At 70.3% G+C, this 23,517-nt stretch carries 26 protein-coding genes; 18 read left to right on the top strand and 8 right to left on the bottom strand.

Translation table 11 applies throughout. The features are described 5' to 3' along the window. Positions 1-145 precede the first annotated feature (145 nt). Genes OG906_RS02415 through OG906_RS02405 form a run of 3 tightly spaced genes read left to right on the top strand, consistent with a single transcriptional unit; the run spans position 146 to position 1,889 of the window. Positions 146-826, top strand: a complete 681-nt coding sequence (locus tag OG906_RS02415) for a hemerythrin domain-containing protein (RefSeq protein WP_329439483.1) — start codon at positions 146-148, stop codon at positions 824-826. Further along, entirely contained in the window at positions 823-1,764 is a 942-nt protein-coding gene (locus OG906_RS02410) for a pyridoxamine 5'-phosphate oxidase family protein (RefSeq protein WP_329439481.1), read from the top strand. The genes OG906_RS02415 and OG906_RS02410 overlap by 4 nt, the downstream gene beginning before the upstream one ends. Continuing rightward, positions 1,761-1,889, top strand: a complete 129-nt coding sequence (locus tag OG906_RS02405) for a hypothetical protein (RefSeq protein ID WP_329439479.1) — start codon at positions 1,761-1,763, stop codon at positions 1,887-1,889. Before OG906_RS02410 ends, OG906_RS02405 begins: the two co-directional genes overlap by 4 nt. A 139-nt stretch (positions 1,890-2,028) precedes the next feature. Here the strand turns inward: OG906_RS02405 and OG906_RS02400 are convergent, their stop codons facing one another. Continuing rightward, on the bottom strand, positions 2,029-2,295 hold the full coding sequence (locus OG906_RS02400; protein WP_329439477.1) for a hypothetical protein: 267 nt from the start codon (positions 2,293-2,295) through the stop codon (positions 2,029-2,031). A 245-nt stretch (positions 2,296-2,540) separates the two neighbouring features. Continuing rightward, the gene (locus OG906_RS02395; protein ID WP_267829562.1) at positions 2,541-2,972 is read right to left on the bottom strand and encodes an SRPBCC family protein; all 432 of its coding nucleotides are present in this window, start codon (positions 2,970-2,972) and stop codon (positions 2,541-2,543) included. 189 nt (positions 2,973-3,161) lie between these two features. Here OG906_RS02395 and OG906_RS02390 point away from each other — a divergent pair, with 189 nt between their 5' ends. The 6 genes from OG906_RS02390 (at position 3,162) to OG906_RS02365 (ending at position 7,452) form a co-directional block, all read left to right on the top strand. After that, a complete protein-coding gene (locus OG906_RS02390) occupies positions 3,162-3,506 on the top strand; it encodes a DUF5713 family protein (RefSeq protein WP_329439474.1) in 345 nt (114 codons plus the stop codon). 59 nt (positions 3,507-3,565) lie between these two features. Beyond that, positions 3,566-4,177 carry a nucleoside/nucleotide kinase family protein gene (locus OG906_RS02385; protein ID WP_329439471.1) on the top strand — a complete coding sequence of 204 codons (612 nt, stop codon included), beginning with the start codon at positions 3,566-3,568 and terminating at the stop codon, positions 4,175-4,177. 369 nt (positions 4,178-4,546) lie between these two features. Next, the gene (locus OG906_RS02380) at positions 4,547-5,230 is read left to right on the top strand and encodes a hypothetical protein (protein ID WP_329439469.1); all 684 of its coding nucleotides are present in this window, start codon (positions 4,547-4,549) and stop codon (positions 5,228-5,230) included. Positions 5,231-5,399: 169 nt separating this feature from the next. Beyond that, positions 5,400-5,918 (top strand): MarR family winged helix-turn-helix transcriptional regulator, encoded by a 519-nt coding sequence (locus OG906_RS02375; RefSeq protein ID WP_329439467.1) that lies wholly within the window; start codon positions 5,400-5,402, stop codon positions 5,916-5,918. Between the two features lie 149 nt (positions 5,919-6,067). Next, positions 6,068-6,589, top strand: coding sequence for a hypothetical protein (locus tag OG906_RS02370; RefSeq protein ID WP_329439465.1), 522 nt, complete (start codon positions 6,068-6,070; stop codon positions 6,587-6,589). A gap of 8 nt (positions 6,590-6,597) precedes the next feature. Further along, complete coding sequence (locus tag OG906_RS02365; protein WP_329439463.1) at positions 6,598-7,452, top strand: NmrA family NAD(P)-binding protein; 855 nt, start codon at positions 6,598-6,600, stop codon at positions 7,450-7,452. Between the two features lie 73 nt (positions 7,453-7,525). On the opposite strand, the gene OG906_RS02360 is transcribed toward OG906_RS02365, so the two are convergent. Then, on the bottom strand, positions 7,526-8,533 hold the full coding sequence (locus OG906_RS02360) for a terpene synthase family protein (protein WP_329439461.1): 1,008 nt from the start codon (positions 8,531-8,533) through the stop codon (positions 7,526-7,528). Between the two features lie 394 nt (positions 8,534-8,927). Here OG906_RS02360 and OG906_RS02355 point away from each other — a divergent pair, with 394 nt between their 5' ends. From OG906_RS02355 to OG906_RS02340, 4 genes are all read left to right on the top strand, one after another. Next, complete coding sequence (locus OG906_RS02355) at positions 8,928-9,893, top strand: LLM class F420-dependent oxidoreductase (RefSeq protein WP_329439459.1); 966 nt, start codon at positions 8,928-8,930, stop codon at positions 9,891-9,893. Between the two features lie 14 nt (positions 9,894-9,907). Next, the gene (locus OG906_RS02350; protein WP_329439458.1) at positions 9,908-10,609 is read left to right on the top strand and encodes an HAD family hydrolase; all 702 of its coding nucleotides are present in this window, start codon (positions 9,908-9,910) and stop codon (positions 10,607-10,609) included. A 177-nt stretch (positions 10,610-10,786) separates the two neighbouring features. Beyond that, a complete protein-coding gene (gene ctaD, locus OG906_RS02345) occupies positions 10,787-12,520 on the top strand; it encodes an aa3-type cytochrome oxidase subunit I (protein WP_329439457.1) in 1,734 nt (577 codons plus the stop codon). Positions 12,521-12,534: 14 nt separating this feature from the next. Continuing rightward, complete coding sequence (locus tag OG906_RS02340) at positions 12,535-12,882, top strand: hypothetical protein (protein WP_329439456.1); 348 nt, start codon at positions 12,535-12,537, stop codon at positions 12,880-12,882. A 37-nt stretch (positions 12,883-12,919) separates the two neighbouring features. On the opposite strand, the gene OG906_RS02335 is transcribed toward OG906_RS02340, so the two are convergent. Together OG906_RS02335 and OG906_RS02330 are read right to left on the bottom strand one after the other, a co-directional pair. Then, positions 12,920-14,881 (bottom strand): acyl-CoA dehydrogenase family protein, encoded by a 1,962-nt coding sequence (locus OG906_RS02335; protein WP_329439455.1) that lies wholly within the window; start codon positions 14,879-14,881, stop codon positions 12,920-12,922. A gap of 28 nt (positions 14,882-14,909) precedes the next feature. Next, the gene (locus OG906_RS02330; RefSeq protein ID WP_329439454.1) at positions 14,910-15,068 is read right to left on the bottom strand and encodes a hypothetical protein; all 159 of its coding nucleotides are present in this window, start codon (positions 15,066-15,068) and stop codon (positions 14,910-14,912) included. Positions 15,069-15,142: 74 nt separating this feature from the next. Here OG906_RS02330 and OG906_RS02325 point away from each other — a divergent pair, with 74 nt between their 5' ends. From OG906_RS02325 to OG906_RS02315, 3 genes are all read left to right on the top strand, one after another. Beyond that, positions 15,143-15,499 carry a PRC-barrel domain-containing protein gene (locus tag OG906_RS02325; protein WP_329439453.1) on the top strand — a complete coding sequence of 119 codons (357 nt, stop codon included), beginning with the start codon at positions 15,143-15,145 and terminating at the stop codon, positions 15,497-15,499. A 577-nt stretch (positions 15,500-16,076) separates the two neighbouring features. Continuing rightward, positions 16,077-18,734: a rifamycin-inactivating phosphotransferase gene (rph, locus tag OG906_RS02320; protein ID WP_329439452.1), complete on the top strand. Its 2,658-nt coding sequence runs from the start codon at positions 16,077-16,079 to the stop codon at positions 18,732-18,734. A gap of 173 nt (positions 18,735-18,907) precedes the next feature. Continuing rightward, positions 18,908-19,774 carry a hypothetical protein gene (locus OG906_RS02315; protein WP_329439450.1) on the top strand — a complete coding sequence of 289 codons (867 nt, stop codon included), beginning with the start codon at positions 18,908-18,910 and terminating at the stop codon, positions 19,772-19,774. Positions 19,775-19,829: 55 nt separating this feature from the next. On the opposite strand, the gene OG906_RS02310 is transcribed toward OG906_RS02315, so the two are convergent. The 3 genes from OG906_RS02310 to OG906_RS02300 are packed head-to-tail and all read right to left on the bottom strand — an operon-like array spanning position 19,830 to position 21,782. Continuing rightward, on the bottom strand, positions 19,830-20,252 hold the full coding sequence (locus OG906_RS02310; protein ID WP_402305551.1) for an arsenate reductase ArsC: 423 nt from the start codon (positions 20,250-20,252) through the stop codon (positions 19,830-19,832). After that, positions 20,245-21,354, bottom strand: coding sequence for an ACR3 family arsenite efflux transporter (gene arsB, locus OG906_RS02305; protein WP_329439449.1), 1,110 nt, complete (start codon positions 21,352-21,354; stop codon positions 20,245-20,247). Before arsB ends, OG906_RS02310 begins: the two co-directional genes overlap by 8 nt. Further along, positions 21,351-21,782 (bottom strand): ArsR/SmtB family transcription factor, encoded by a 432-nt coding sequence (locus OG906_RS02300; RefSeq protein ID WP_329439448.1) that lies wholly within the window; start codon positions 21,780-21,782, stop codon positions 21,351-21,353. The genes arsB and OG906_RS02300 overlap by 4 nt, the downstream gene beginning before the upstream one ends. A 79-nt stretch (positions 21,783-21,861) precedes the next feature. Here OG906_RS02300 and arsM point away from each other — a divergent pair, with 79 nt between their 5' ends. Together arsM and OG906_RS02290 are read left to right on the top strand one after the other, a co-directional pair. Continuing rightward, positions 21,862-22,632, top strand: coding sequence for an arsenite methyltransferase (gene arsM / locus OG906_RS02295; RefSeq protein ID WP_329439447.1), 771 nt, complete (start codon positions 21,862-21,864; stop codon positions 22,630-22,632). Between the two features lie 88 nt (positions 22,633-22,720). Beyond that, a complete protein-coding gene (locus tag OG906_RS02290; protein ID WP_329439446.1) occupies positions 22,721-23,476 on the top strand; it encodes a VanZ family protein in 756 nt (251 codons plus the stop codon). Positions 23,477-23,517: the final 41 nt, after the last annotated feature.

The following is a 23,517-nucleotide window of genomic DNA, read 5'->3' as shown; positions in this document are numbered from 1 at the left end:
GGGTGGGGCGAGGGGGCACACACGGGTCGGGCGGTTCGCCAAGCAACGCCATGTCAACGCCCTCTCGACGCCAAGTCAACGCCAAGTGACAGCAGGCACTTTGGTCACATCCATTGTCCGCATTCGATCCACGGAGCAAGCGAGCGTGTCCCCCAGCACCACCTCCGAACGTCCCCACACCCACGAAATGGTCGTGGTCCACCGCGTCTTCCGTCGCGAGTCGGCCCTGCTGCCGCGCCTGGTCCGAGCCGTCCCGGACGGTGAGACCGCCCGCGCCGCCGAGGTCGCGGCCCACATGGCCGAGTACATGACGGGACTGCACCACCACCACACCGTCGAGGACGAGACGATCTGGCCGCTCCTGCGCGAGCGCGCCGCCGACGAGGAACTGATCGCGCGGATGGAGGAGCAGCACGCCCGGATCGACCGCGGCCGGGCGGCGGTCACCGACCGTGTACCCGGGTGGCGGCGGACCGCCGACCACGCGGCGGGCGAGGAACTCGCGCTGGCGCTGGACGAGCACCGCTCGGCGCTCCTGGAGCACCTCGACGACGAGGAGCGGCTGGTCCTGCCCCTGGTGGCCGACCACCTGACCGTCGCCGAGTGGGACGCGGTCGGACGCCGCGGCCTGGAAACCGTCCCGAGGAACAAGCTCATGCTCGCGCTCGGCGCGCTCCTCGAAGACGCGACCCCGCAGGAGCAGGCCTACTTCCTGGGCAGGGCCCCACTCGTCGGGCGCCTGCTGTGGAAGGCGGTCGGACGCCGCCAGTACACGGCCGCCCGCCGCGCGCTGCGGGCCCCGCTGGACGGCGGAACGGAACGATGACCGTACTCGACTCCGCTCCCCTCGATGCCCTGGACGCCTACCGGACCTGCGAGTTCGTCACCCTCGGCAGGAACGGCACCCCGCAGGCCTGGCCCACGGCGGTGGTACGGCGCGAGGACGGAACCCTGCTGCTGACCACCTCCCTCGCGTTCGCGCAGAAGGCCCTGAACGTGCGCCGCGACGGGAGGGTCGCACTGCTCTTCTCGGACCCCACGGGCAGCGGCCTCGACCCCGCCCCGCAGGTCTTCGTCGCCGGCAGGGCCGAGTGCCCCGACGAGATCATGACCGGCCCGGAAGGGGCCGAGGCGTACTGGCAGAGGCTCTTCGAACGCCAGCCGCACAGCCGTTCGTACCTCTCGCCTCCCATGAGGCCCCTGATGCACTGGTACTACCTGCGGCTCCACATCACCGTCGAGCCCGAGCACGTACGCGTACGGCCGCCACTGGCAACGCTCCCGGAACCGGGCGCACCGGCGGCCGTGACCGGGACGGAGGCGCTGCCCGGAGCCGTGCAGCTGAGCCGCTTCCCCACGGCGGTACTGGCCGCACGGGACGCGTCCGGGGCGCCCCTGCTCGCACGGACCCGGCCCAGGCCCACCCCGGCCGGATACCTGGTCGACGTACCGTCCGACTGCGCCGTTCAACGCGGCCCGGCCACGCTGCTGGTGCACCGCCACGACGAGCGGCTGAACCACATGTACAACGCATCCGTCCGCGGGGATCTGCGGCGGACCACGGACGGCTGGATCCTCGTCCCGGCCGCCGTCGTGGAACCGATGGGCTCGGGACGGGCCACCGACGCGTTCCGCGTCCTGCGCCACACGAAGCGGTCCACGAACCGCTACCTGGAGCGTCGGGGGCTGAGCCGGCCGCAGGTGCGGTGGGACCGGTTCCGCGCCCTGGCCAGGGCCGCCGCACCCGGGGAGCCGACCGCGTGAGCGCCCTGATGTCCCACCTCGTCACCGCACTCACGGGCGTCCGGCGCCTCACCGGACGCCAACGCCCCCGCCCGTCACCGACCGATGCCCGGATGCGGCGGGTGATGCGCTCACCGCACCACTGAGCCGGTCCGACTCGTTCGCCGCAGGGCGCGGCCGTCGACTGCGATCAGTGGCCCGCCGCGAAGCCGCCGGACACGGATCCCACCCGACACGGCGGCGACGAAGCCTGCGACCGAGGGCACCGGGCCGGCGGTTCGCCCGTCATGCCGACTCGTCGCGGATGGTGTTGCGGTGTTCCTCGTAGACGAGTCGCGCATCGTCGCTCGGAAGCGCGTCGGTGGCGAGGCCGCAGGCGCAGGTGACGACGGTGAGGGCGGACGGGGTGCGCAGGGTGTGGCCCTCGGGACTGGTCCAGGCCTGGCCGGCCGGGTTCTCGTACCGGAGGTTGTGGCGGTACCGGGACGTGCGGACGGGGCTCGGGGCGTAGCCGGTGCCGGCCTGGTCAGGGGTGAAGCGCTGCTCGCTCATGGCTCCATTGTGGCCGTCCGTGACCGCGGGAAGGCCCTCGAAGGAGAAGGCGGCACCGGATCCGACCACAGGAGTACTCCGACTGCGGCGAGGCGGCCGCCGCCGAGGGCGGGCAGGAGGGGGCGGAGGGGGTGGTCGCGTTTCGAGTGGGCCGGTTGAGCCGTTCGTAGGTGGCCGACGAGGAAGGCTGCGTCCAGGGGCTGTCTCTTGGATCAGGCCCTGGACGTCGGATACCGCGCTGCTCCTCAGAGGTTCGCGAGCACCTGCGGCATGACGCGCTCCACCTCGTCCGCGAGACGGTTGAACTCTCTTCCGAGGAACGGGGCGGCGAGCTTGAACAGCCCTTTGAAGTCCAACCGCGCCCGGTAGGTGAGTGCGGTCCCGCCCGGGACGGCGACCAGCAGGAGATCGTCGGTCGTGGTGACCGTCGAGTTGTCGCCGACGAAGGTCAGGCGGTCCTCGTCCAGGCGCACCAACTCGTAGGTGAGCCGAGTCTCCCGCCCACGGAACTCGGACACGTTCCGCCAGGTGGACCCGACCCGCACGGGCCCGCCGTCGAGGCGTTCACAGGTCTTGGTGCCGGGGTCCCATTCCTGGGCCCGGCTGAAGTCCTTCAGATAGTCGATCAGGACCGCTGGGGGCCTGGGAATCGTGAACGAGCGCTCTACGAAGACCACGGCGGACTCCCTCTCGTGAAACCAACCGGAACCGGCACCTCGCCTTCGGGGTGTACTTCTCCTTCGCCCGAGGACACCGCCCCGGATGCACGCAGGCGCACGGTGGTGCGACCGCCCGCAGGAGTGTCAGTGGCGTGCGCGAGGATCGGATCCACCGCACGTCACCACATGTCACACGGACGGAGCCCCATGCCGCAGCCCACCAACCAGAAGATCGCCGGTCGTGCCTTTCTTCGCCCGCTGTACGCGGACACCTACTTCCCGGACCACGTCCTCGATCGGGGCAAGGAGATCCTGCTGAGACTGTGCGAGCGGATCGAGGCCGAGAGGCCGACGGACCTGACCGCCTTGTACGCGCTCACCCACGCGGCGACCGAGGAGTTCAACGAGCTGGAGACGGAGTTCGAGAAGGAGGGAAGCGCGATCGAGACCGTCGCGCGCGAGGAGATCGCCGAGGACTTCGGGTTCGTCGCGTCGGCCTACGGTTTCGCGGACGCGGACGTCGAGGAGCTGATCGCCACCCGCGATTGGTGAGCGGTGGTCAGGTGCGCGACGCCGTCGAGGCCGGGCATGCCATGGCGCAGGATGGGGGCATGGAGTTCACGGAACTTGAGGAGCGGGCGCGCGGGCTCGCCGCGTCGGGGGAGAGGCGGATCCTGGGGATCGCCGGGCCACCAGGCGCGGGGAAGTCCACCCTGGCCGAGAGCCTCGCCCGGGCCCTGGGGCCGGGGCAGGCCGTCGTGGTGCCGATGGACGGGTTCCACCTGGCCCAGGCCGAGTTGGTGCGCCTGGGCCGGGCCGACCACAAGGGTGCCCCGGACACCTTCGACGCCGCAGGGTACACGGCGCTGCTGGACCGGCTGCGGTCACCCGGGGCCGGTGCGGTCTACGCGCCGGCCTTCGACCGGTCGCTGGAGGAACCGGTGGCCGGGAGCATCCGGGTCGACGGCTCCGTACCGCTGGTCATCACCGAGGGGAACTACCTGCTGCACACGGCGGGGGAGTGGGCGGCGGTACGGCCGCTCCTCGACGAGGCCTGGTTCCTCGCCCCGGACGACGCGATGCGCGTCGGGCGGCTCGTCGACCGCCATGTCCGCCACGGCAAGGAGCGCACGGCCGCCACGGAATGGGTTTCGCGTTCCGACGAGGCGAACGCCCGGCTGATCGCGCCGGGGCGGGCCCGGGCCGACCTGGTGGTGGAGTGACGCCCGGTCCTGGGGGACACGGACAGGCACACCGACACGTCCCACGCTGTGCCAGGACCCCTTAAGGCTGGAACAACGGCGCCTTAAGCCCTCCTTAGCCCGCCCCGCCTCCGTGTCGATCGAGGCCGTCGGCGGGATGCGACAGCCACGTCGGTCACCCGGGGCGCCAGGCCTGCGACCTGCTGCTTTGTGCGTGCTCGAGGACACCCCCGGCCCACCTCCGTACGCCCCGCGGCGCTCAGACCTCCGCACGGACGGAATTGTCGGCCTGTGACAGGAATGAACTCGCCCGAGACGTGTGCCGTATGCAGGACGGGAGGACGACAGCATCCATCGAACCGAGGAGTGTCAATGTCCCGTAAAAGGACCATGAGTCGTACGAAGAAGCTCGTGTTCACCGGCATGACGGGAGTGCTGGTGGCAGGAGGAGCCGTCGCCACGATGGCGACCGGCAATGCCGCCGCGCCCGATGTGGTGTGCAAGGGGTCGACGGTGACGTTGTCGGGTGAGGGGGGTGCGCCGGCGGCGAGTAGTGGGACGTTCCCGGTGGGTACGAAGTTGAAGGTGACGAACCTGGACAACGGTCAGGCCACGACGGTGACGGTGAACGGCCCCTCGGGTAGTTGTGTCCTGTTGAACAACGCGGCGTTCGAGAAGGTGCGGGAGCCGGGCAAGAACCTGATCCGCAAGGCCCGTATCGAACGGGTGGGTGGCGCGAGTGTGGCGCCGTCCGGGGCGGCAGGCGCGGCCGGCACGGCGGGGGCGGCAGCCGGTGCGGCGGGTGTGCAGGTACCGCCGGCCACCGGTGAAGTGGTGTGCAAGGGGTCGACGGTGACGTTGTCGGGTGAGGGGGGTGCGCCGGCGGCGAGTAGTGGGACGTTCCCGGTGGGTACGAAGTTGAAGGTGACGAACCTGGACAACGGTCAGGCCACGACGGTGACGGTGAACGGCCCCTCGGGTAGTTGTGTCCTGTTGAACAACGCGGCGTTCGAGAAGGTGCGGGAGCCGGGCAAGAACCTGATCCGCAAGGCCCGTATCGAACGGGTGGGCTGAGCCACCAGAGCCGGTTGGGAGTGGCTCCGTTCGGAGTGACTGATGCCGTGGCCGGGGCGCGGGCATGCCGCCCCGCCACGGCGTCAGCGCCGACTCCGGGGTCTGCCTCCTGTCAAGGCCGGAGATGGACGCCTTGACAGCCGAAGTGATTAGCCACCATATTACTTCCATGGCGGGGAACGACATCGACGGCGAGGCGCCCACGCTCGACCAGGCCAGGCGTCAGGTCGAGCATTACGGCCTGGAGGTCGATCCACAGGCGGTGTTGGTCGCAGTACGGCTGATCTCCGCCGGCGCGAGGGTCGGTCGGGCGGCCGAGGCGCACTTCGCCAGGTTCGGCCTGTCGACGGGACGCTACCGCCTGCTCGCCGACCTGGAGGATCACGGCGGGGAGAAGTCCCCCTCGCGCCTCGCGGCCGACCTCGATGTCTCCAGGGCCACGGTCACCGGCCTACTGGACGGCCTTGAGCGCGAGGGCCTCATCGCCCGCCGCCCGTCCACCGAGGACGGTCGGGGCACGGTGGCCGTCCTGACCGCACCTGGGGCGCAGCGCCTGCGCGACATGGCGTCCGATCACTTCGGGCGGCTTGAGGCGATGGTGGGAGGGTTGTCCGTCGAGGAGCGCGCGGTGTTCCTCGATCTGCTCGCCCGGGTCGTGCGCGGCAGTACGGCCTTGGTCGCCGACTGACCCTGCTCTGCGCCGGTTTGGCCCCGCCCCTCGGGCAGGGCCTTCTTTTCGCCCCATGGTTAGCTGCCTAATTACCTCGGCGGGAGCGTGCTGGTCGGGCCTCCGCCGCCCCACTTGCACCTCCCGCACGCGAACAGAAAGAGGTCGGCATGCCCGCAACGAAGGACAGAACCAGCCGCGGCCGAGCGGCCGCACGGCCACCCCGGCCGTTCACCCTGTGGCGGGAGGTGCTGACCGCCTACGCCGCTCCCGCACTGACGGCCGGTACCGCCGGAGTCGTCACCGGGCAGCAGGACCTGGCCGTGGCCGCCTGCACCTCCATAGCCGGCACCTCCGCCGTGGTGGCGTTCCTGGTCGGTACCTGGCTGCACCGGGGCGGGCGGCCCCGACGGTGGACCCTCACCATGCCCCGCATCGTCCTCACCGTGGCACTCGTGATCATCGCCGCCGGAGCGGCGGCCCTGCTGGGATGGTTCACCGCCCAGTGGCTGCCCGCCCACACCCCGATCCCCGCCACCCCGTGGCTGGAACGCCTGCGCATCGACCTGCCCGTGTCCGCGGCCCTCGCCACCGCCATCGTCACCCTCCGCTGGCGCACCACCACCACCACCACACCCCCGGCCCAGGCCGGCACCGAGCCCACCCGTCACCAAGGAATGAGCACACGATGATCGTTGTCATGGGAGCGACCGGAGCAACCGGGAACGCACTGCTCCACAGCCTCCTCGCACTCGGCGCGCCCGTCCGCGCGCTCACCCGCACCCCCCACAGCCCGATCCCCGGCACAACGGGCGCGCACCAGCCGCCCGTCGAGGTGCGGTACGCCGACGCCACGGACCCCGGCTCCCTGCACACCGCATTCAAGGGCGCCGACCAGCTCTTCCTGGCCATGGCCAACAGCCCCGCACAGGTCGAACTCGAAACCCGCGTCATCGACATCGCCGCGGAAGCCGGCATCGGCCACATCGTCAAGATCTCCGCACCCGCCGCCGAACCCGACTCCCCGGTCGCCATCTCCCGCGGACACCACGCCGTCGAGGAACACCTGCGCGCGTGCGGGCTCACCCACACCATCCTGCGCCCCTACGCGTTCATGCAGAACCTCCTGCGCCTGGCCCCCACCGTCGCCCGGGGCGTCATCCTCGGCACGACGGGCGACGCGCCCTGCAACCACGTCGACTGCCGCGACATCGGCGATGTCGCCGCCGCCGCCCTCACCAGGCCCGACATCGCCGGCGGCACCTACTCCCTGACCGGACCCGAGGCGGTCTCCTATCCCGCCATCGCCTCCCGCATGAGCAACCTGAGCGGCAAGCAGGTTCGCTACGTCGACCTCACACCGGACGAACTGCGTGACAACCTCATCCACCACGCCCACATGCCGACCTGGCTCGCCGACCACGTGACGGAGATCCAGCAACTCGCCATCACCCGACCCGAGACCCCCAACGGCACCGTCGCCGACATCCTCGGCCGCCCGCCCCGCACCCTGGACGCCTTCCTGCGCGAACACCAGGCGCACTTCAGCCGATAGGTCGCCGCCGCACATCGTTCAGGAATCCGCGAACCGTCCCGCCGCACAGGCCGGATGACCAGTTGATACCCGACTACGGGGGGAGGATCTCGTCGAAGTAGCCGGGGCCCGTGCCGGGAAGGACGTCGAGTGCGGCGGTATAGCGGCGGGTCCGGGTCTGCCAGGCGTGGTATCCGCTCATCCACGAGGCCATGCCATCGGCGTACGCCCGGACGTCGGCCGTCTCCCGTGCCGTCAGCCCGAGCTGCGCGCACGCGCACGGGACCTCCGCCGCGAGTTCCGCGAAGCGCCGCGTGCGGCGGGCGACCTCCTCCCGGGCCGCGGCAAGGGCCTCCTCGCGCGTGGCGCCGTCGGCGTGCTCGATCACGAGGACGAGGTTGTCGACGTCGCCGCGCGCCTCCTCCTTCTCCAGTGAGTACACGTCGTTGCACATCATGCTGACGTCGACCGCGATGTCCCGCATGAGGCGCAACTGCGGACTGTGGAACGCGGCCGCGGGAACGCCGAGGCCCGCGGCGCGCTCGCCGAGGGAGAGGGGGACGGCGGTGCCGGCGATGCCGCGCCGGACCTGAAGGTAGGTCTCCAGGTCCCCCGGTGTGCCGCGGGTCCGTCCGATGGACTCGTGGGCCTGGGTGGCGAAGTAGTACTCCCATTCGTGCGCGGAGCGGGCCACCCAGCCGGGGTGGGCGCCATGGCGGCATCGGGTCCAGATGTCGGAGAACGCGCGGGAGCAGGCGTCCGCGCCCGGTCCGGCCGGTGCTCCGTGGACGATGTCGATCAAGTCCTGGCAGACGGCCGCGACACGCGCGGGATCCCGACCCAAGGGGCCGTCGAACTGGTCGTCGAAGACGAAGAAGAACGCCATCGCGTCCGTACACAGGTCCAGGGCCGCTCCCCGGGCGTAGGGCATGCCGTGGGCGGCCAGCCGCGGCATGTCCCACGACGTGTACCACTGGAGGGACCGGCCGGCCCCGACCAGCCCGAAACGGCGCACCCACGCCAGGTTGCGCTGCCTCGCACCGGGGAGGTCGGGGCTCAGCGCGAGGGGGAAGGGCAGGTCGAAGGTAATGTCCTGCGGCACGTGATTCTCCGTGAGATGGCCGACCCGGCGGCTCCCGGACCAGGGTTCCTGGGGTGGAGGTCCACGATCTCGCGGATCCAGGCTCTGTCCGAGGCGTCGCCCGGACACCTCGCGGCCGATATCCGCTGTCGCGATGTATCGGAAGCCGGAAGCCGGAAGCCGGAAGCCGGGAGCCGGGAGCCGGGAGCCGGTGGCTGGTCAGCGTCGGCGCTCGGCCGCCCGATGCGCCGCCGGCCCGGTACGTGCCCGGCCCGATGCGTTCCGGGCTGGTTGCGCGCTCGGCTCGCGGACCGGTCCACGGCCCGCCCCCGGCCCCCCGCCCCCCGGTGGGCCGTATGGACCCTCAGGCGCGGCGAAGGGTTTCGGATCGACTGATCGCGGCTAGGCGGTGCGTATGGTGCGAATCGGATACACGATGATGACCGAGCAGGCCGGGCCGCGTGAGCTGGTGTCCCACGTGGTCGGAGCGGAGCGGGCGGGGTTCGACTTCTCCGTCATCTCGGACCACTCGTTCCCGTGGCTGGAGTCCCAGGGCCATGCCCCCTACGCGTGGAGCGTCCTCGGGGCGGCCGCGCAGGCGACCTCCCGCATCCCGCTCATGACGTACGTGACCTGCCCGACCTTCCGCTATCACCCGGCCGTCATCGCGCAGAAGGCGGCCACTGTGCAGATCCTCTCGGAAGGCCGGTTCCGTCTCGGACTGGGCTCCGGCGAGAACCTCAACGAACACATCGTGGGCGCCGGCTGGCCCGCCGCCCATGTACGCCTGGAGATGCTGGAAGAAGCCGTCGACATCATCCGCCGCATGTTCACCGGCGAGAACGTGAGCCACCACGGCGCCCACTTCGACGTGGAGAACGCCAAGCTGTGGGACCTGCCCGATCAAGCGCCTCCCCTCGGCATCGCCGTCTCGGGCCCCCGCTCCTGCGCGCTCGCCGGCCGGTACGCGGACCTCGTCATCGCCACCGAACCGAAGCACGACCTCCTGGAGGCCTTCGACGCCCACGGCGGCGCCGGCAAGCCGAGGGTCGGCCAGCTTCCCGTCTGCTACGACACCGACCGGGACGCGGCCGTGGCCCGGGCCCACGACCAGTTCCGTTGGGCGCTCGGCGGCTGGAAGGTCAACTCCGAACTCCCCGGCCCGGCCGGCTTCGACCAGGCCGCCCAGCACACCCGGCCCGAGGACGTCGCCGAGGCCATCCCGTGCGGCAACGACGTGGAGGCCTTCGTGGAGGCGGTACGCCCGTACGCGCAGGCGGGCTTCACCGAGGTCGCCCTGGTCCAGATCGGTGGCGAGCACCAGGAACCGTTCCTGGAGTGGGCCGAGGCGAAACTGCTGCCCGCCCTGCGGAACCTGTGAAGGGCGCCCGAACCATGAGCACGGACCGCGCAGCCCTCTTCGACGTCGACGGCACCCTCACGGACACCAACCACCTCCACGTCGTCTCCTGGTGGGAAGCACTGCGCCAGGCCGGGCACAGGGTGCCCGCACACGCCGTCCACCGAGCCCTCGGCCTGCCCGGAGAGGACCTCCTCGACCACCTCCTGGGCGAGGAGCGCGACCGCTCCGGCGACGAAGGGATCAGCGCCGCGCACGACACCCTCTACGCCACGTACTTCGAACGGATCCCGTCCTTCGACGCGGCCGCCGATCTCCTGCGCGCTCTGGCAGGTGACGGCTGGAAGGTGGTGCTGGTCACCTCCGCCAAGGACAGGGAACTCGAAGCCCTGCGCAAGGCCATCGACGCGGACGACGCCATCACCGACACGGCGACCTCCGAGGACGTCGACCAGGGCAAACCCGCACCCGACCAGGTCCGGCACGCCCTCGGCCTGGCGGGAGTACCACCCGAGCGGGCGGTGTTCGTCGGCGATTCCGTCTGGGACATGCAGGCCGCCACCCGAGCCGGCGTGAGCGCGGTGGGCCTCCTGTGCGGAGGCATTCCCCGGGAAGACCTGGAGGAGGCCGGCGCGGCCGCCGTCTACCGCGACCCGGCCGATCTGCTGGCCGGCCTCGATGCGAGCCCGTTCCTGCGGGTGCCCGCCACGAGCGGGGACGGTGCCGCGGCCGGGTAGCGGCACAAGGCGCCCTCGACGCCCCGTCGCCGCCTCGGGTGCGGCGGGCGGGGGATTCCGGGCGGTCCGGCACGCCGTGCGGCGTGCCGGCCGGGCGTCGCGCGGCGCGAGGCGTACACATGGGAAGCGGCGTCAGCCGTACAGCCTGTGTTGGATCCAGAGTTGATGGGGTGCGCGATGGTGACGTCGGTCGAACCGGTCACGCCGATCCGGGTTCCGGGTCGGACTCCAGGTCAGGTGATCGTGTCGTGGTTGACGACGACGGACCACAAGAAGATCGGACACCTCTATCTGATCGCCTCGTTCGGATTCTTCCTCATCGGCGGCGTCCTGGCGCTGCTGCTGCGGGCCGAACTGGCCCGGCCGGGGATGCAGATCCTGTCCAACGAGCAGTACAACCAGATCTTCACCCTGCACGGCACCATCATGCTGCTGTTCTTCGCGACCCCCACGTTCGCCGGTTTCGCCAACGCGATCATGCCGTTGCAGATCGGGGCTCCCGACGTGGCGTTCCCGCGGCTCAACATGCTGTCGTTCTGGCTGTTCCTCTTCGGCGGTCTGATCGTGGTGGGCGCCCTGTTCACCCCTCAGGGCGCCGCGGACTTCGGCTGGACCGCCTACACACCGCTGAGCAGTCTGGACCGCACCCCGTACATCGGCGGTGACATGTGGATCATGGGCCTGGCGCTGTCCGGCTTCGGCACGATCCTCGGCTCGGTCAACTTCGTCACCACGATCATCTGCATGCGCGGTCCGGGCATGACGATGTTCCGGATGCCGATCTTCACCTGGAACATCCTGCTGACCTCGGTCCTGGTGCTGTTCGCGTTCCCCGTCCTCGCGGCGGCCCTCCTCGTGCTGGAGGCGGATCGCAAGTTCGGCGCCCACGTCTTCGACGCGTCCAACGGCGGCGCCCTGCTGTGGCAGCACCTGTTCTGGTTCTTCGGGCACCCCGAGGTCTACATCATCGCCCTTCCGTTCTTCGGGATCGTGACCGAGATCTTCCCCGTCTTCTCCCGCAAGCCCGTCTTCGGCTACCTCGGCCTGGTCGGCGCCACGATCGCGATCGCGGGACTGTCGCTCACCGTGTGGGCGCACCACATGTTCGCCACCGGCGCGGTCCTGCTGCCGTTCTTCTCGTTCATGACGTTCCTGATCGCGGTGCCCACGGGGGTGAAGTTCTTCAACTGGATCGGCACGATGTGGAAGGGCTCGATCTCCTTCGAGACACCGATGCTGTGGTCCATCGGCTTCCTGGTCACCTTCCTCTTCGGCGGACTGACCGGCATCATCCTGGCGTCCCCGCCGATGGACTTCCAGGTAACCGACTCCTACTTCGTCGTCGCGCACTTCCACTACGTCGTCTTCGGCACCGTCGTCTTCGCCACGTTCGCCGGGTTCTACTACTGGTGGCCGAAGATGACCGGCACCATGCTCGACGAACGCCTCGGGAAGATCCACTTCTGGACCCTGTTCATCGGCTTCCACACCACCTTCCTCGTCCAGCACTGGCTGGGCGCCGAAGGCATGCCCCGCCGCTACGCCGACTACCTGAACTCGGACGGCTTCACCGCCCTCAACACGTTCTCGACCATCGGCGCGTTCCTCCTGGGCCTGTCCACCCTGCCGTTCCTTTACAACGTGTGGAAGACGACGACGACCGCTCCGAGGGTCACCGTCGACGACCCGTGGGGCTTCGGCCGCTCGTTGGAGTGGGCCACGTCCTGCCCGCCGCCCCGGCACAACTTCGTCACGCTGCCGCGCATCCGCTCCGAATCCCCGGCCTTCGACCTGCACTACCCCGAGGTGGCCGCGCTCGACAACGCGGGCGGTCAGGGCAAGCGCGACGCCCTCGACGATCCGGGCAACCGTGAGACGCCCGGATCTGACCGTGACATCGCAGGTCAGTAGGGGGGTCGGGCGCGATGGAGCAGAACGAGGCGGCAGCGGGCCTGGCCGAGCTGGAGGGCTATCTGATGAGCCGCGCCGCGCACCACACCGCGGCCGTGGAAGCGCACGCCTTCGCCGATGAGCTTCCCTGGCTGGGACGGGCGGAACGGGAGGACGTCGTCCACCTCTACACGGCCCGCCATCTGGCCCGGACCCGCAACGCCCTGTACGAGATCGCCGGCCGCAGCCACGAGTTGAGGGAGGAGTACGCGCGTCGCTACCAACTCCTGCGCCGCCGAGTCGTGGCTCTGGCCCTGGTCGGCGGCACGACCGTCCTCACCACCGTCCTGGCCCTCCTGACGATCGGCCTGAAGCCGCGTTAGCGGGACGGGACGATCCGACGGCGGGCCCGGGCCCGGGTCAGCCCACGAGATCCGGGGCCCGCAGCATGGCGGACGGGATGCCCCACGCGTCGACGAGGTCGACCGCGAGGGGACGCACCTTGCGGCAGAGGTCGTTCACCTCGCGGCTGATGGCCTTGGACCGTTGGATGGTCAGCCGCCCGTGCTCCATGAACCAGGCCCGGTCCGCCTCGATCGTCGACAGGGCGAACAGGTCACACAGAAGGGCGAGCGCCGCCTTCTCGCCGCCTTCGGGCATCGCACGCACCTTGGCGACGAAGGCCTCCGTCACCAGCCGCTCGACGTGTGCGCGTGCGACCGCGATGACGTGGTCCTGCACCTGCGAGAAGACGGCACCCGGATCGCGCTTCTCGTCGATCCCGCGCTTGATCCGCCGAGCCAGGCCGGCGAGCATGTGCTCCTCGCGGAACCGGACCATGGCGAGCTGGTACTCGGAGTCGAGCAGGCCGGCTTCGCGGTCCCACTCGTCGCCGCCGGGCAGCAGGTCGCGTACCCGTTCGAGCAGCTTGTGGGCCGAGGTCCGTTCGATGACGGTCTCGACGGCGAGGTTGGTGACGTAGCGGACCATGCCGAGCTGGTCGAGGTCCTCGAACTCGCTCGCGTGATCGGTGAGCAGTCCCTTCGCCACGAGTTGCAGCAGGACGTGGTTGTCGCCCTCGAAGGTGGTGAAGACGTCGCTGTCGCTCTTGAGGGCGGCGAACCGGTTGACGGCGAGATAACCGGCGCCGCCGCACGCCTCGCGGCACTCCTGGACGACGCGGGTCGCGTGCCACGTGCCGAGTGCCTTGATGCCCGCGGCCTGCGATTCGAGCCGACGCCGCGCCTGCGCGTCGTCCTGGATGCCGGAGAAGACCTCGTGCAGTTGGGTGCGGACCCCGTCCTGCGCGATGTGCAAGGCGTACGTCCGGGCGATGAGCGGCAGCAGACGGCGCTGATGCAGGCCGTAGTCGAGGAGCACCTGCTCCCCGGTGTCCGAGGCCGCCTCGAACTGCCGCCGCCGCACCGCGTACTTCGTGGCGATCGCCAAAGCGACCTTGGCGACGCTGATCCCGGCGCCGGCGACGCTGACCCGGCCCTGCACCAGGGTGCCGAGCATGGTGAAGAAGCGCCGGTTGGGGTTGTCGATCGCACTCTCGTAGACGCCCTCGGGGGTGACGTCGGCGAACCTGTTCAGGAGCGCCTCGCGCGGCACCCGCACGCCGTCGAACCAGAGGCGCCCGTTGTCCACACCGTTGAGGCCCATCTTGCGGCCGTCGTCCTCGATCCGGACACCGGGCGCCGGCCGACCGCCGACCCGGAGGGGGACCACGAAGGCGTGTACGCCACGGGCCTGGCCGTCCACCTCCAACTGGGCGAAGACCACGCCCAGTTCGGCATGGCGAGCCGCGTTGCCGATGTAGTCCTTGCGCGCCTGGTCGTCGGGGGTGGTGATGACGAACTCCCGGCTCGCCGCGTCGTACCGCGCGACGGTGCCGAGCGCCTGGACGTTGGAGCCGTGCCCGGTCTCGGTCATCGCGAAGCAGCCCATGAGCTCCCCGGTGATCAGGCCCGGGAGATGGGCATCGTGGTGGCGCTGGGTGCCGAGTTGCAGGATCGCGCCGCCGAAGAGCCCGAACTGCACGCCGACCTTCACCAGCACCGACAGATCACCGAAGGCCAGCGTCTCGAACGCGGCGATCGAGGCCCCGACATCGCCGCCCCCGCCGAACTCGGCGGGAAAGCCCATACCGGTCTGGCCCGTCGCGGCCATCGTGACGACGACCTCACGCACCCGCTCGCGAAACGCGTCGATGCCGAGCTCCTCGGCCTCTTCGAGGACGGAGGCGTGCGTCGCCAGGTTGGTACGGACAAGGTCGCGGATCCCGGCGTACTCGCCGTCGAGCACCCCGGTCAGCGCAGGGACGTCGATCTCGGGCTGCACGTAACCGGTCGCGGCGGTGGAAGCGTTCTCGGTGGCCATGCCGCTCCGCTACCCCGCCGCGAGACGATCAACCGGGGTGCGGGCGGCACACGGTCAGCCACGCCTCGATGTCCTCGGACGGTGCCTCGTACAGGTGCGGGGTGTCGGCCGCCCGATCGCCGTGCCCACCGGCAAGGGCGGCCCCGTCCCACTCACCTGTCCGGGTGGTAGGCGTGTTCGCCTGCACGGCCCTGGAGTGTCGGGGGAGTCGGAGCGGGCAGGGTCGCGGAGACACCCCAACCCGTGAAGGAGCGGTTCACCGTGATTGACCTGTGGAGCTTCACCGAGCAGACGGGCTACGCGCCCGGTACCGATCTGGTCGGCTTCGACGTCGAGGCGACGGACGGGAAGATCGGGAGCGTGGACGAGGAGACGTCGGAGGTCGGCGCCGCCCACATCGTGGTCGACACCGGTTTCTGGATCTTCGGCAAGCACGTCCTGCTGCCTGCCGGCACCATCCACCGGATCGACCTTCAGGAGCGAAAGATCCACGCCGCCAAGACGAAGGAGGAGATCAGGAACGCTCCGGAGTACGACAAGGACAAGCACCGGGACGACGCCGCCTACCGCGTCGAAATCGGCCAGTACTACGAGGACAACAACGAACGCGGCGTCTGAGCCGCCTCACGACCGCCCCCGCGGCACCGGGAGGACATCTGGGTCCGCGGCCGCATCCGCACGCCGACGGCACACCCGCCTGGGGACCAACGCCCGTACCCCTACGCGGCGCCGCTTCCCGCGAAGCTCATCACTTCCGGTGGACGGCACATGGCAAAGGCAAGGAGAAGTCTCTCCTTGCCTCTCCCAAGGTATAGCGCACCGGGGGGCTTGCGGCAAGACCCCGGTCACGGCGCAGAATCATCCGTCGAAGCCACTACCTGCGGACATGAGGGCACGAGGTGCGGGTGTTGTTGTCGACGTACGGCGGACGACGTGACGTCGAGGCAGGAGGGGGACCGGCAGTGCGTGTGCGGGCGCTCGGCGCGGGGACGCGAGGGCGCCCGCCGCGCGGCCGGGGAGAGAGGCAGGGCGGATCGGCAGCGGGAAAGCAGTGAGGGGTCAGGGCGATCAGGACGATCGGGACGTGCTCGACAAGAGGCTCGACAGGGCCGGTGGCGCCGGTGACTCGGCAGGCCACCGAGGTGCGGCGGGCCACCCCCATGCAACAGGACACGACTGCCTCGGAGGCATCGCAGTGATCAAGCAGTACGTGTGGGATCTCCAAGAGATCGACGAGACGCAGACCGCGGTCGTCGGCGGCAAGGGCGCGCACCTGGGTGGGCTGTCGCGGATCGAAGGCGTCCGCGTGCCTGGCGGCTTCTGCGTGACGACGAACGCCTTCCGGCGGATCATGGAGGAAGCGCCGTCGATCGCCGATCGGCTCGATGAACTGTCGCGCCTGAACCCGGACGACCGGGAGGCGGTCCGCACCCTCAGTGCGCGGATCCGCGAGGCCATCGAAGGGATCACCATCCCGGGAGACATCGCGACGGCGATCACTCGCGAGCTCGCCCGGATCGGCGCGGAAGCCGCCTACGCCGTCCGCTCCAGCGCGACGGCGGAGGACCTGCCGACGGCCTCCTTCGCCGGCCAGCAGGACACGTACCTGAACGTCGTGGGGGAGACGGCGATCCTTCGGCACACCAGCCGGTGTTGGGCCTCGCTGTTCACCGAGCGGGCCGTGACCTACCGCCGGCGCAACGGCATCGACGACCGTACCGTCGACATGGCCGTGGTCGTGCAGCGGATGGTCTTCCCGCATGCGGCGGGCGTCCTGTTCACCGCCGACCCCGTCACGGGCAACCGGAAGGTCGCCACCGTCGATGCCGGCTTCGGCCTCGGCGAGGCCCTGGTCTCCGGACTGGTGAACCCGGACGTCTTCACGGTGCGGGACGGCGAGGTCGTCTCCAAGACGATCGCCGCCAAACAGCGCGCCCTCCACGCGCTCCCCGACGGCGGTACGCGGGAAGTGGCGATCGACCCGCGGCAGCAGGAACAACCGGCGTTGACCGACGAGCAGGTCGTGCGGCTGGTGCAGCTCGGACGGCGGATCGAAGCGCACTTCGGCCGCCCGCAGGACATCGAATGGTGCCTGGTCGACGACGGCTTCGAGATCGTTCAGAGCCGGCCGATCACCACGCTGTTCCCCATCCCCGAGGCCGACGACCAGGAGAATCATCTCTACGTCTCCGTCGGCCATCAGCAGATGATGACCGACCCCATGAAGCCCTTGGGATTCTCCATGTGGCAGCTGACGGCCATGGTGCCGATGCAGGAGGCGGGCGGGAGGCTGTTCGTCGACGTCACCCGCCGCCTGGCCTCGCCCGCGAGCCGCGCGGCCCTCCTGGACATCATGGGGAAGGGCGACCCCCTGGTCAGGGACGCCCTGGAGACCGTCCTCGACCGCGACGATTTCGTACCGACGCTCCCGGACACGAGCCCCGGCGCGCCGCCGACCGGCCGTGCCTCCGCCCCGATCGCGAGCCCGCCCGAGAACCCGATCGAGACCGATCCGGCCGTCGTCACCGAGCTGATCGAACGCAGCCAGGTGTCCATCGCCGCCCTGGAACGCGACATCCGGACCAAGACCGGGCCGGCGCTGTTCGACTTCCTGCTGGAGGCCTTCGAGGAGCACAAGCGCGTCCTGAGCGACCCGTTGAGCATGCAGGCGATCATGGCGGGGATGGAGGCCACGTGGTGGCTCAACGACAAGCTGCAGGACTGGCTGGGGGAGAAGAACGCGGCTGACACGCTGACCCTGTCCGCGCCCGACAACGTCACGTCGGAAATGGGTCTGGCGCTGATGGACGTCGCCGACGTGATCCGCCCGTACCCGGAGGTCGTGACGTTCCTGCAAGGCGTCGAGGACGAGGGCTTCCTGGACGACCTGGCGAAACTCGCGGGCGGCACCGAAGCGCGCGAGGCCATCGAGGCCTACCTCGACCGGTACGGCATGCGCTGCGTCGGCGAGATCGACATCACGAGGCCGCGTTGGCACGAGCGCCCCACCACGCTCGTGCCCGCGATCCTCGACAACGTCAGGAACTTCGAACCGGGCGCCGCCGCGCGGCGCTTCGAGCAGGGCCGGCAGAAGGCACTGAAGAAGGAACAGGACGTGCTGTCACGCTTGCGGACCCTGCCGGACGGGGACCGCAAGGCCGACGAGACCAAGCGGATGATCGACCGCGTCCGGACCTTCATCGGATACCGGGAGTACCCGAAGTACGGCATCATCAGCCGCTACTTCGTCTACAAGCAGGCCCTGATGGAGGAGGCCGAGCGCCTCGTGCGGGCGAAGGTGCTTCCGGAGAAGGAGGACGTCTTCTTCCTCACCTTCCAGGAACTGCACGCCGTCGTGCGCTCGAACCAGGGGGACGGGCAGTCCACCCGGGAACCTGCCCGGCAGCCCATCCCGCAGCTCATTCGGGAGCGCAAGGACGCCTTCCGCTCGTACCAGGCGCTCACACCGCCCCGGGTCCTCACCTCGGACGGCGAGGCCGTCTCCGGGGCGTACCGGCGCGACGACGTGCCGGCCGGCGCCCTGATCGGCCTGCCGGTCTCCGCCGGGACGATCGAGGGACGGGCCCGCGTCATCCTCGACATGGGGGATGCCGATCTCGAAGCGGGCGACATCCTGGTCACGACGTTCACGGACCCCAGCTGGTCACCGCTGTTCGTCGGCATCGCGGGCCTGGTGACGGAAGTGGGCGGCCTGATGACCCATGGCGCGGTGATCGCCCGGGAGTACGGTCTGCCGGCCGTCGTGGGCGTGGAGCAGGCCACCCGGCTGATCCGGGACGGTCAGCGGATCCGTGTGCACGGAACCGACGGGTACATCGAGCTCCTGCCCTGACCGACCGCGCCGAGAAGCGGCGTCCGTGGCGTCCGACCGAACCACCCGGCCGAGGTGCGGCGTGGGCTCCGCCTTCCCCCAGGGCAGAGCTCCGCCGTACCGGCCCCGACAGAGTAATGAGGCTGTGACCTGCGTCTGTTCAATCGACCCGCAGTGATCACTAGGCTTCGTCCGTGCCGAACGACAATGAGATACCCGCAGGCCGCAGCGGCCCGGACGAAGACGAATGGAACGACTTCGTCCGGCGGGTCGAAGCAGAAGACCCCGCTCGGCAACCCTCGTCCGGGGCCGGGCTCGCGCCCCGGCCGCGGCGGGTCTGGCCGTTGAACCTGGGGCTGGCCTTGCTGGCGGCGGGAGCCGCCTTCGGCGTGCTGAAGTACACCACCGGGTCACCCGAGGACGGCGGTACCGTCTCTGCCCCGGCCGCGTCCGCGCCCGCCAAGTCGGCCGCCGTCGCCCCGTCGGCTGCCCCCTCGGCCGTCCCGTCGGCCGTCCCGTCGCGGGGCAACGCCGTCGCCGCTGCCGGTGCCCGGCCGATGATGCCGCTCGCGGAACTGTTCCCCGCGAAGGTCAAGGGTGGCCCCGGTACCACCTTCACCCGGGTCGGGTCGGTGGTGATGGAGTCCTGCACGGAGCCGGCCGGAGTCGGCCACCGCCTCGCCGCCATGATCGACGACAGCGCGGGCTGTGTCGGTGAGCAGACCGCCCTCTACAAGGACGACCGAGAGAACCAGTTCACCCTCGCCGTCTTCACGATGAAGGATCCGCGGGACACCCTGAGGATGGTGAGCGAACTGGCGATGGCCTTCGACGACTACCAGGTCGCCGTGCAGGTCCCACCCGCCGGATCCGGTCTGGCGACCCTGCCCGCGGACAGCGGGCTCGTCCAGGGCTTCGTGGGCAACGGCCGGGTCATGTTGGTCGCCATGGGCCAATGGTCCGACGGCCGCACCGCCGACTTCCAGTCCCTCGTGGACCGTATGCAACCGCTCCAAGACGAGGTCTCGCGCAAGATCGGCGCCCACGAGCAGGCCGGCTGAGCCTCCGTCATGGATGTCGGGACGAGGCCGGCCGCAGCCAACGCCCCGGTGGCGATCAGGGTCCGGTCGGGGTGATCTCGGCGATCAGGGCCTCGATCAGGGCCTTGATCTCGTCGCGGATCGGGCGGACGGCCTCGACGCCCTGGCCTGCCGGGTCGTCGAGTTTCCAGTCGAGGTAGCGCGTGCCGGGGAAGACGGGGCAGGTGTCGCCGCAGCCCATGGTGATGACGACGTCGGAGGCTCGTACGGCGTCGACTGTCAGCACCTTCGGTGCCTGGGCGGAGATGTCGATGCCCACCTCCGACATCGCGGCGACGGCGGCCGGGTTCACGCCGGCGGCGGGAGCGGAGCCGGCGGAGCGGACCTCGACCCGGTCCCCGGCGAGGTGGGCGAGCCAGGCCGCGGCCATCTGCGAGCGGCCGGCGTTGTGGACGCATACGAAGAGCACCGACGGCTTCGGGGCGGGGCTGTCAGACACGGGCGGGTCCTTTCCGGGTGGCGGCCTGCTCGGCTGCCAGGGCGTCGGTGGGGAAGAAGCGGCGGGCGGCGAGCGCGACGTGGACCAGGCCGATGAGGACGGGTACCTCGATCAGCGGGCCGACGACGCCGGCGAGGGCCTGACCGGAGGTGACGCCGAAGGTCGCGATGGCGACCGCGATGGCGAGTTCGAAGTTGTTGCCCGTGGCGGTGAACGCCAGTGTCGTCGCTCGTGGATGGTTCAGGCCGACGGCGCGGCCCAGGGCCATCGATCCGACCCACATCAGCGCGAAGTACACCAGCAGCGGCAGCGCGATCCGGGCGACGTCCAACGGCTTCGAGGTGATGGCATCACCCTGGAGTGCGAAGGGCACCACGATGGTGAAGAGCAGGCCGTACAGGGCGAACGGGCCGATCCTGGGGACCAGTTCGGTCTCGTACCAGGTACGGCCCCTGGCCCTCTCGCCCAGGCGGCGGGTCAGGAAACCCGCCAGCAGCGGAATGCCGAGGAAGATCAGCACGGAGCGGGCGATCTCCCAGACGGGCACGTCCAAGGCGGTCTGTTCCAGGTTGAGCAGGCCGGGCAGGACGGACAGGTAGAACCAGCCGAGCAGGCTGAACGCGAGCACCTGGAAGACGGAGTTGAGGGCGACGAGGACGGCGGCGGCCTCGCGGTCGCCGCAGGCGAGGTCGTTCCAGATGACGACCATGGCGATGCAGCGGGCGAGACCGACGATGATCAGGCCGGTGCGGTACTCGGGCAGGTCCGGCAGGAACACCCACGCGAGGACGAACATCAGCGCCGGGCCGACGATCCAGTTCAGCAGCAGCGAGGTCAGCAACAGGCGCCGGTCGCGGGTGACGGTGTCGAGGCGGTCGTAACGGACCTTGGCCAGGACCGGGTACATCATCACCAGCAAGCCGAGGGCGATCGGCAGCGAGACCCCGGTGACCGTCACCGCCGCGAGCGCGTCGCCCAGGCCGGGCACGAGCCGCCCCAGACCGAGGCCGGCGGCCATCGCGATCAGGATCCACGCCGCGAGCCACCGGTCGAGGAAGGACAATCGGGCGGCGACCGGGCCGCCCCCGGGCTCCGTGGTCACGAAGCGGCCGCCGCGGAGACGGTCTCGGCGTCGACCGGTTCCGCCGCGGAGGCGGTCTCGGCGTCGACCGGCTCGGTGGGGCGGGTCAGGACGGCGGCGAGGCGGTCGGTGGTCTCGGGGACGAGCCGGTAGTAGACCCAGGTGCCGCGCCGCTCGGAGTCGATCAGCCCGGCCTGCTTCAGCAGCTTCAGATGGTGGGAGATCGTCGGCTGCGACAGCTCGAAGGCCGGGGTCAGGTCGCAGACGCATATCTCGCCGCCGGCCCGTGAGGCGATCATCGACAGGAGCCGGATGCGGACCGGATCGCCGAGGGCCTTGAACACCTTCGCCAGCTCGACGGCCTGGCCCTCGCCCATCGGGGCGGCCAGCAGGGTGGGGCAGCAACCACCCTCGTCCTGACCGAGCACGGTCAGTTCTTGTTTCGACATGGCTCTATGTTGACGAACTTCGATCCAAGGCGCAACCTTACATCGACGAACATCAATGCAACTCGTTGAGGGGAAAGTCATGAACGAGCAGACCGCGGACCTGCGCGAGATCGTCCGCCGGCGGTACGCCGCCTCTGCCCTGAAGGTCACCGAGGGCGGCGGCCCCGCCTGTTGCGGGGCCGAGCCGGTTGAGGTGAACGACAACTTCGGCGTTGCCCTCTACACCGCCGCGGAGCGAGAGGCCCTCCCGGCCGAAGCCGTCGCCGCGTCCCTGGGCTGCGGCAACCCGACCGCCGTAGCCGATCTCCACGAAGGAGACCGTGTCCTCGACCTCGGATCCGGCGGCGGCATCGACGTCCTGCTGTCCGCCCGCCGCGTCGGCCCGACCGGGAAGGCGTACGGCCTGGACATGACCGAGGAGATGCTCGCCCTCGCCCTGGCCAACCAGAAGCAGGCCGGCGCCAGGAACGTCGAGTTCCTCAAGGGCACCATCGAGGCCGTCCCGCTGCCCGCAGGCACCATCGACGTCGTCATCTCCAACTGCGTCATCAACCTGTCCGTCGACAAGCCGGCCGTCTTCGCCGAGATGTTCCGCGTCCTGGTCCCAGGTGGCCGGATCGGCATCTCCGACGTCGTCTCCGACGACGAACTCACCCCGGCCCAGCGGGCGGAGCGCGGCGACCACGTCGGCTGCATCGCCGGCGCTCTCTCCTTCTCCGAGTACCACGACGGACTGGCGGCGGCCGGCTTCACCGACATCGAGCTCACCGCCACCCACGCCGTCGCCGACGGCATGCACTCCGCCATCGTCCGAGCCGTCAAGGAGGGCCCGGCTCGACGCCCGCGGTGACACCGAGACGGCATCGGCTGCTCCTGTATCGCGGGCGTATCGAAAATCGGATAGGCCACCGCAACGGCCTTCCGTCTCTCATGGGGGCATGAGCCACGACGCATTCCTGTCAGCACCGCCCCGCCGCACGCGCCGACTCGTGCTCCTCGGACTGATGGCCCTCGGGGTCGCGGGCGCCCTGTTCGTCCTGCGCCGGCCGCTCATGATGTCCGTTCCGATGTGCATGGCCGGGCGGTGGCACGGCTGCTTCGACACGTTCAACGGCGTGGTGCTCATGACGTTGGTCGCACTGCCGCCGGCCGCGCTGGTGGTGTGGGCACTGGCGCGCACTCGGCGGGCCGCCGGTGGAACCTCGGCGTGGCGGATGTCGATGGCCGAGGTGGGGATGGTCCACGGGACCGTGCCGTTCCTGTGGATGACCATGATGCCGGGCGGTGGGGCCGGCGCCGTCCCCGCCCGGGTGAGCCTGGTACCGCTGCGGGACCTGATCACGATGGGGCCGCTCGGGATCGCCGGCAACCTGCTGGTCTTCGCGGCGCTGGGGTTCTTCGCCCCGATGCGGTTCGCGGCACTGGCGACCGTGCCGCGGATCCTGGCGCTCGGCGCGGGCTGCTCGGTCCTGGTGGAAACCGCGCAGTACGTCCTGAGGCTGGACCGGGTGTCCTCCGTGGACGACGTACTGGTCAATGCCGCCGGGGCCGTGCTGGCCGGCTTGGCGTCCCGCCGCTGGTGGCGTACCGCGGCAGAGGCGCCCTCGGACCAGCCCGGCCCCACGCTCCCACCCACGTCCACGCCCTCACCCACGTCCACGCCGGCACCGGCATCCGCGCCGGCGGCGGGATGAGTCGCGCGTCGGGTGTGTACACGCCTTCGGATACGTCGGCG

Source organism: Streptomyces sp. NBC_01426 (assembly GCF_036231985.1).
Lineage (GTDB): Bacteria > Actinomycetota > Actinomycetes > Streptomycetales > Streptomycetaceae > Streptomyces.
Note: the sequence above shows the minus strand (reverse complement) of the source record. Positions and strands in the feature narration are given on the sequence as shown.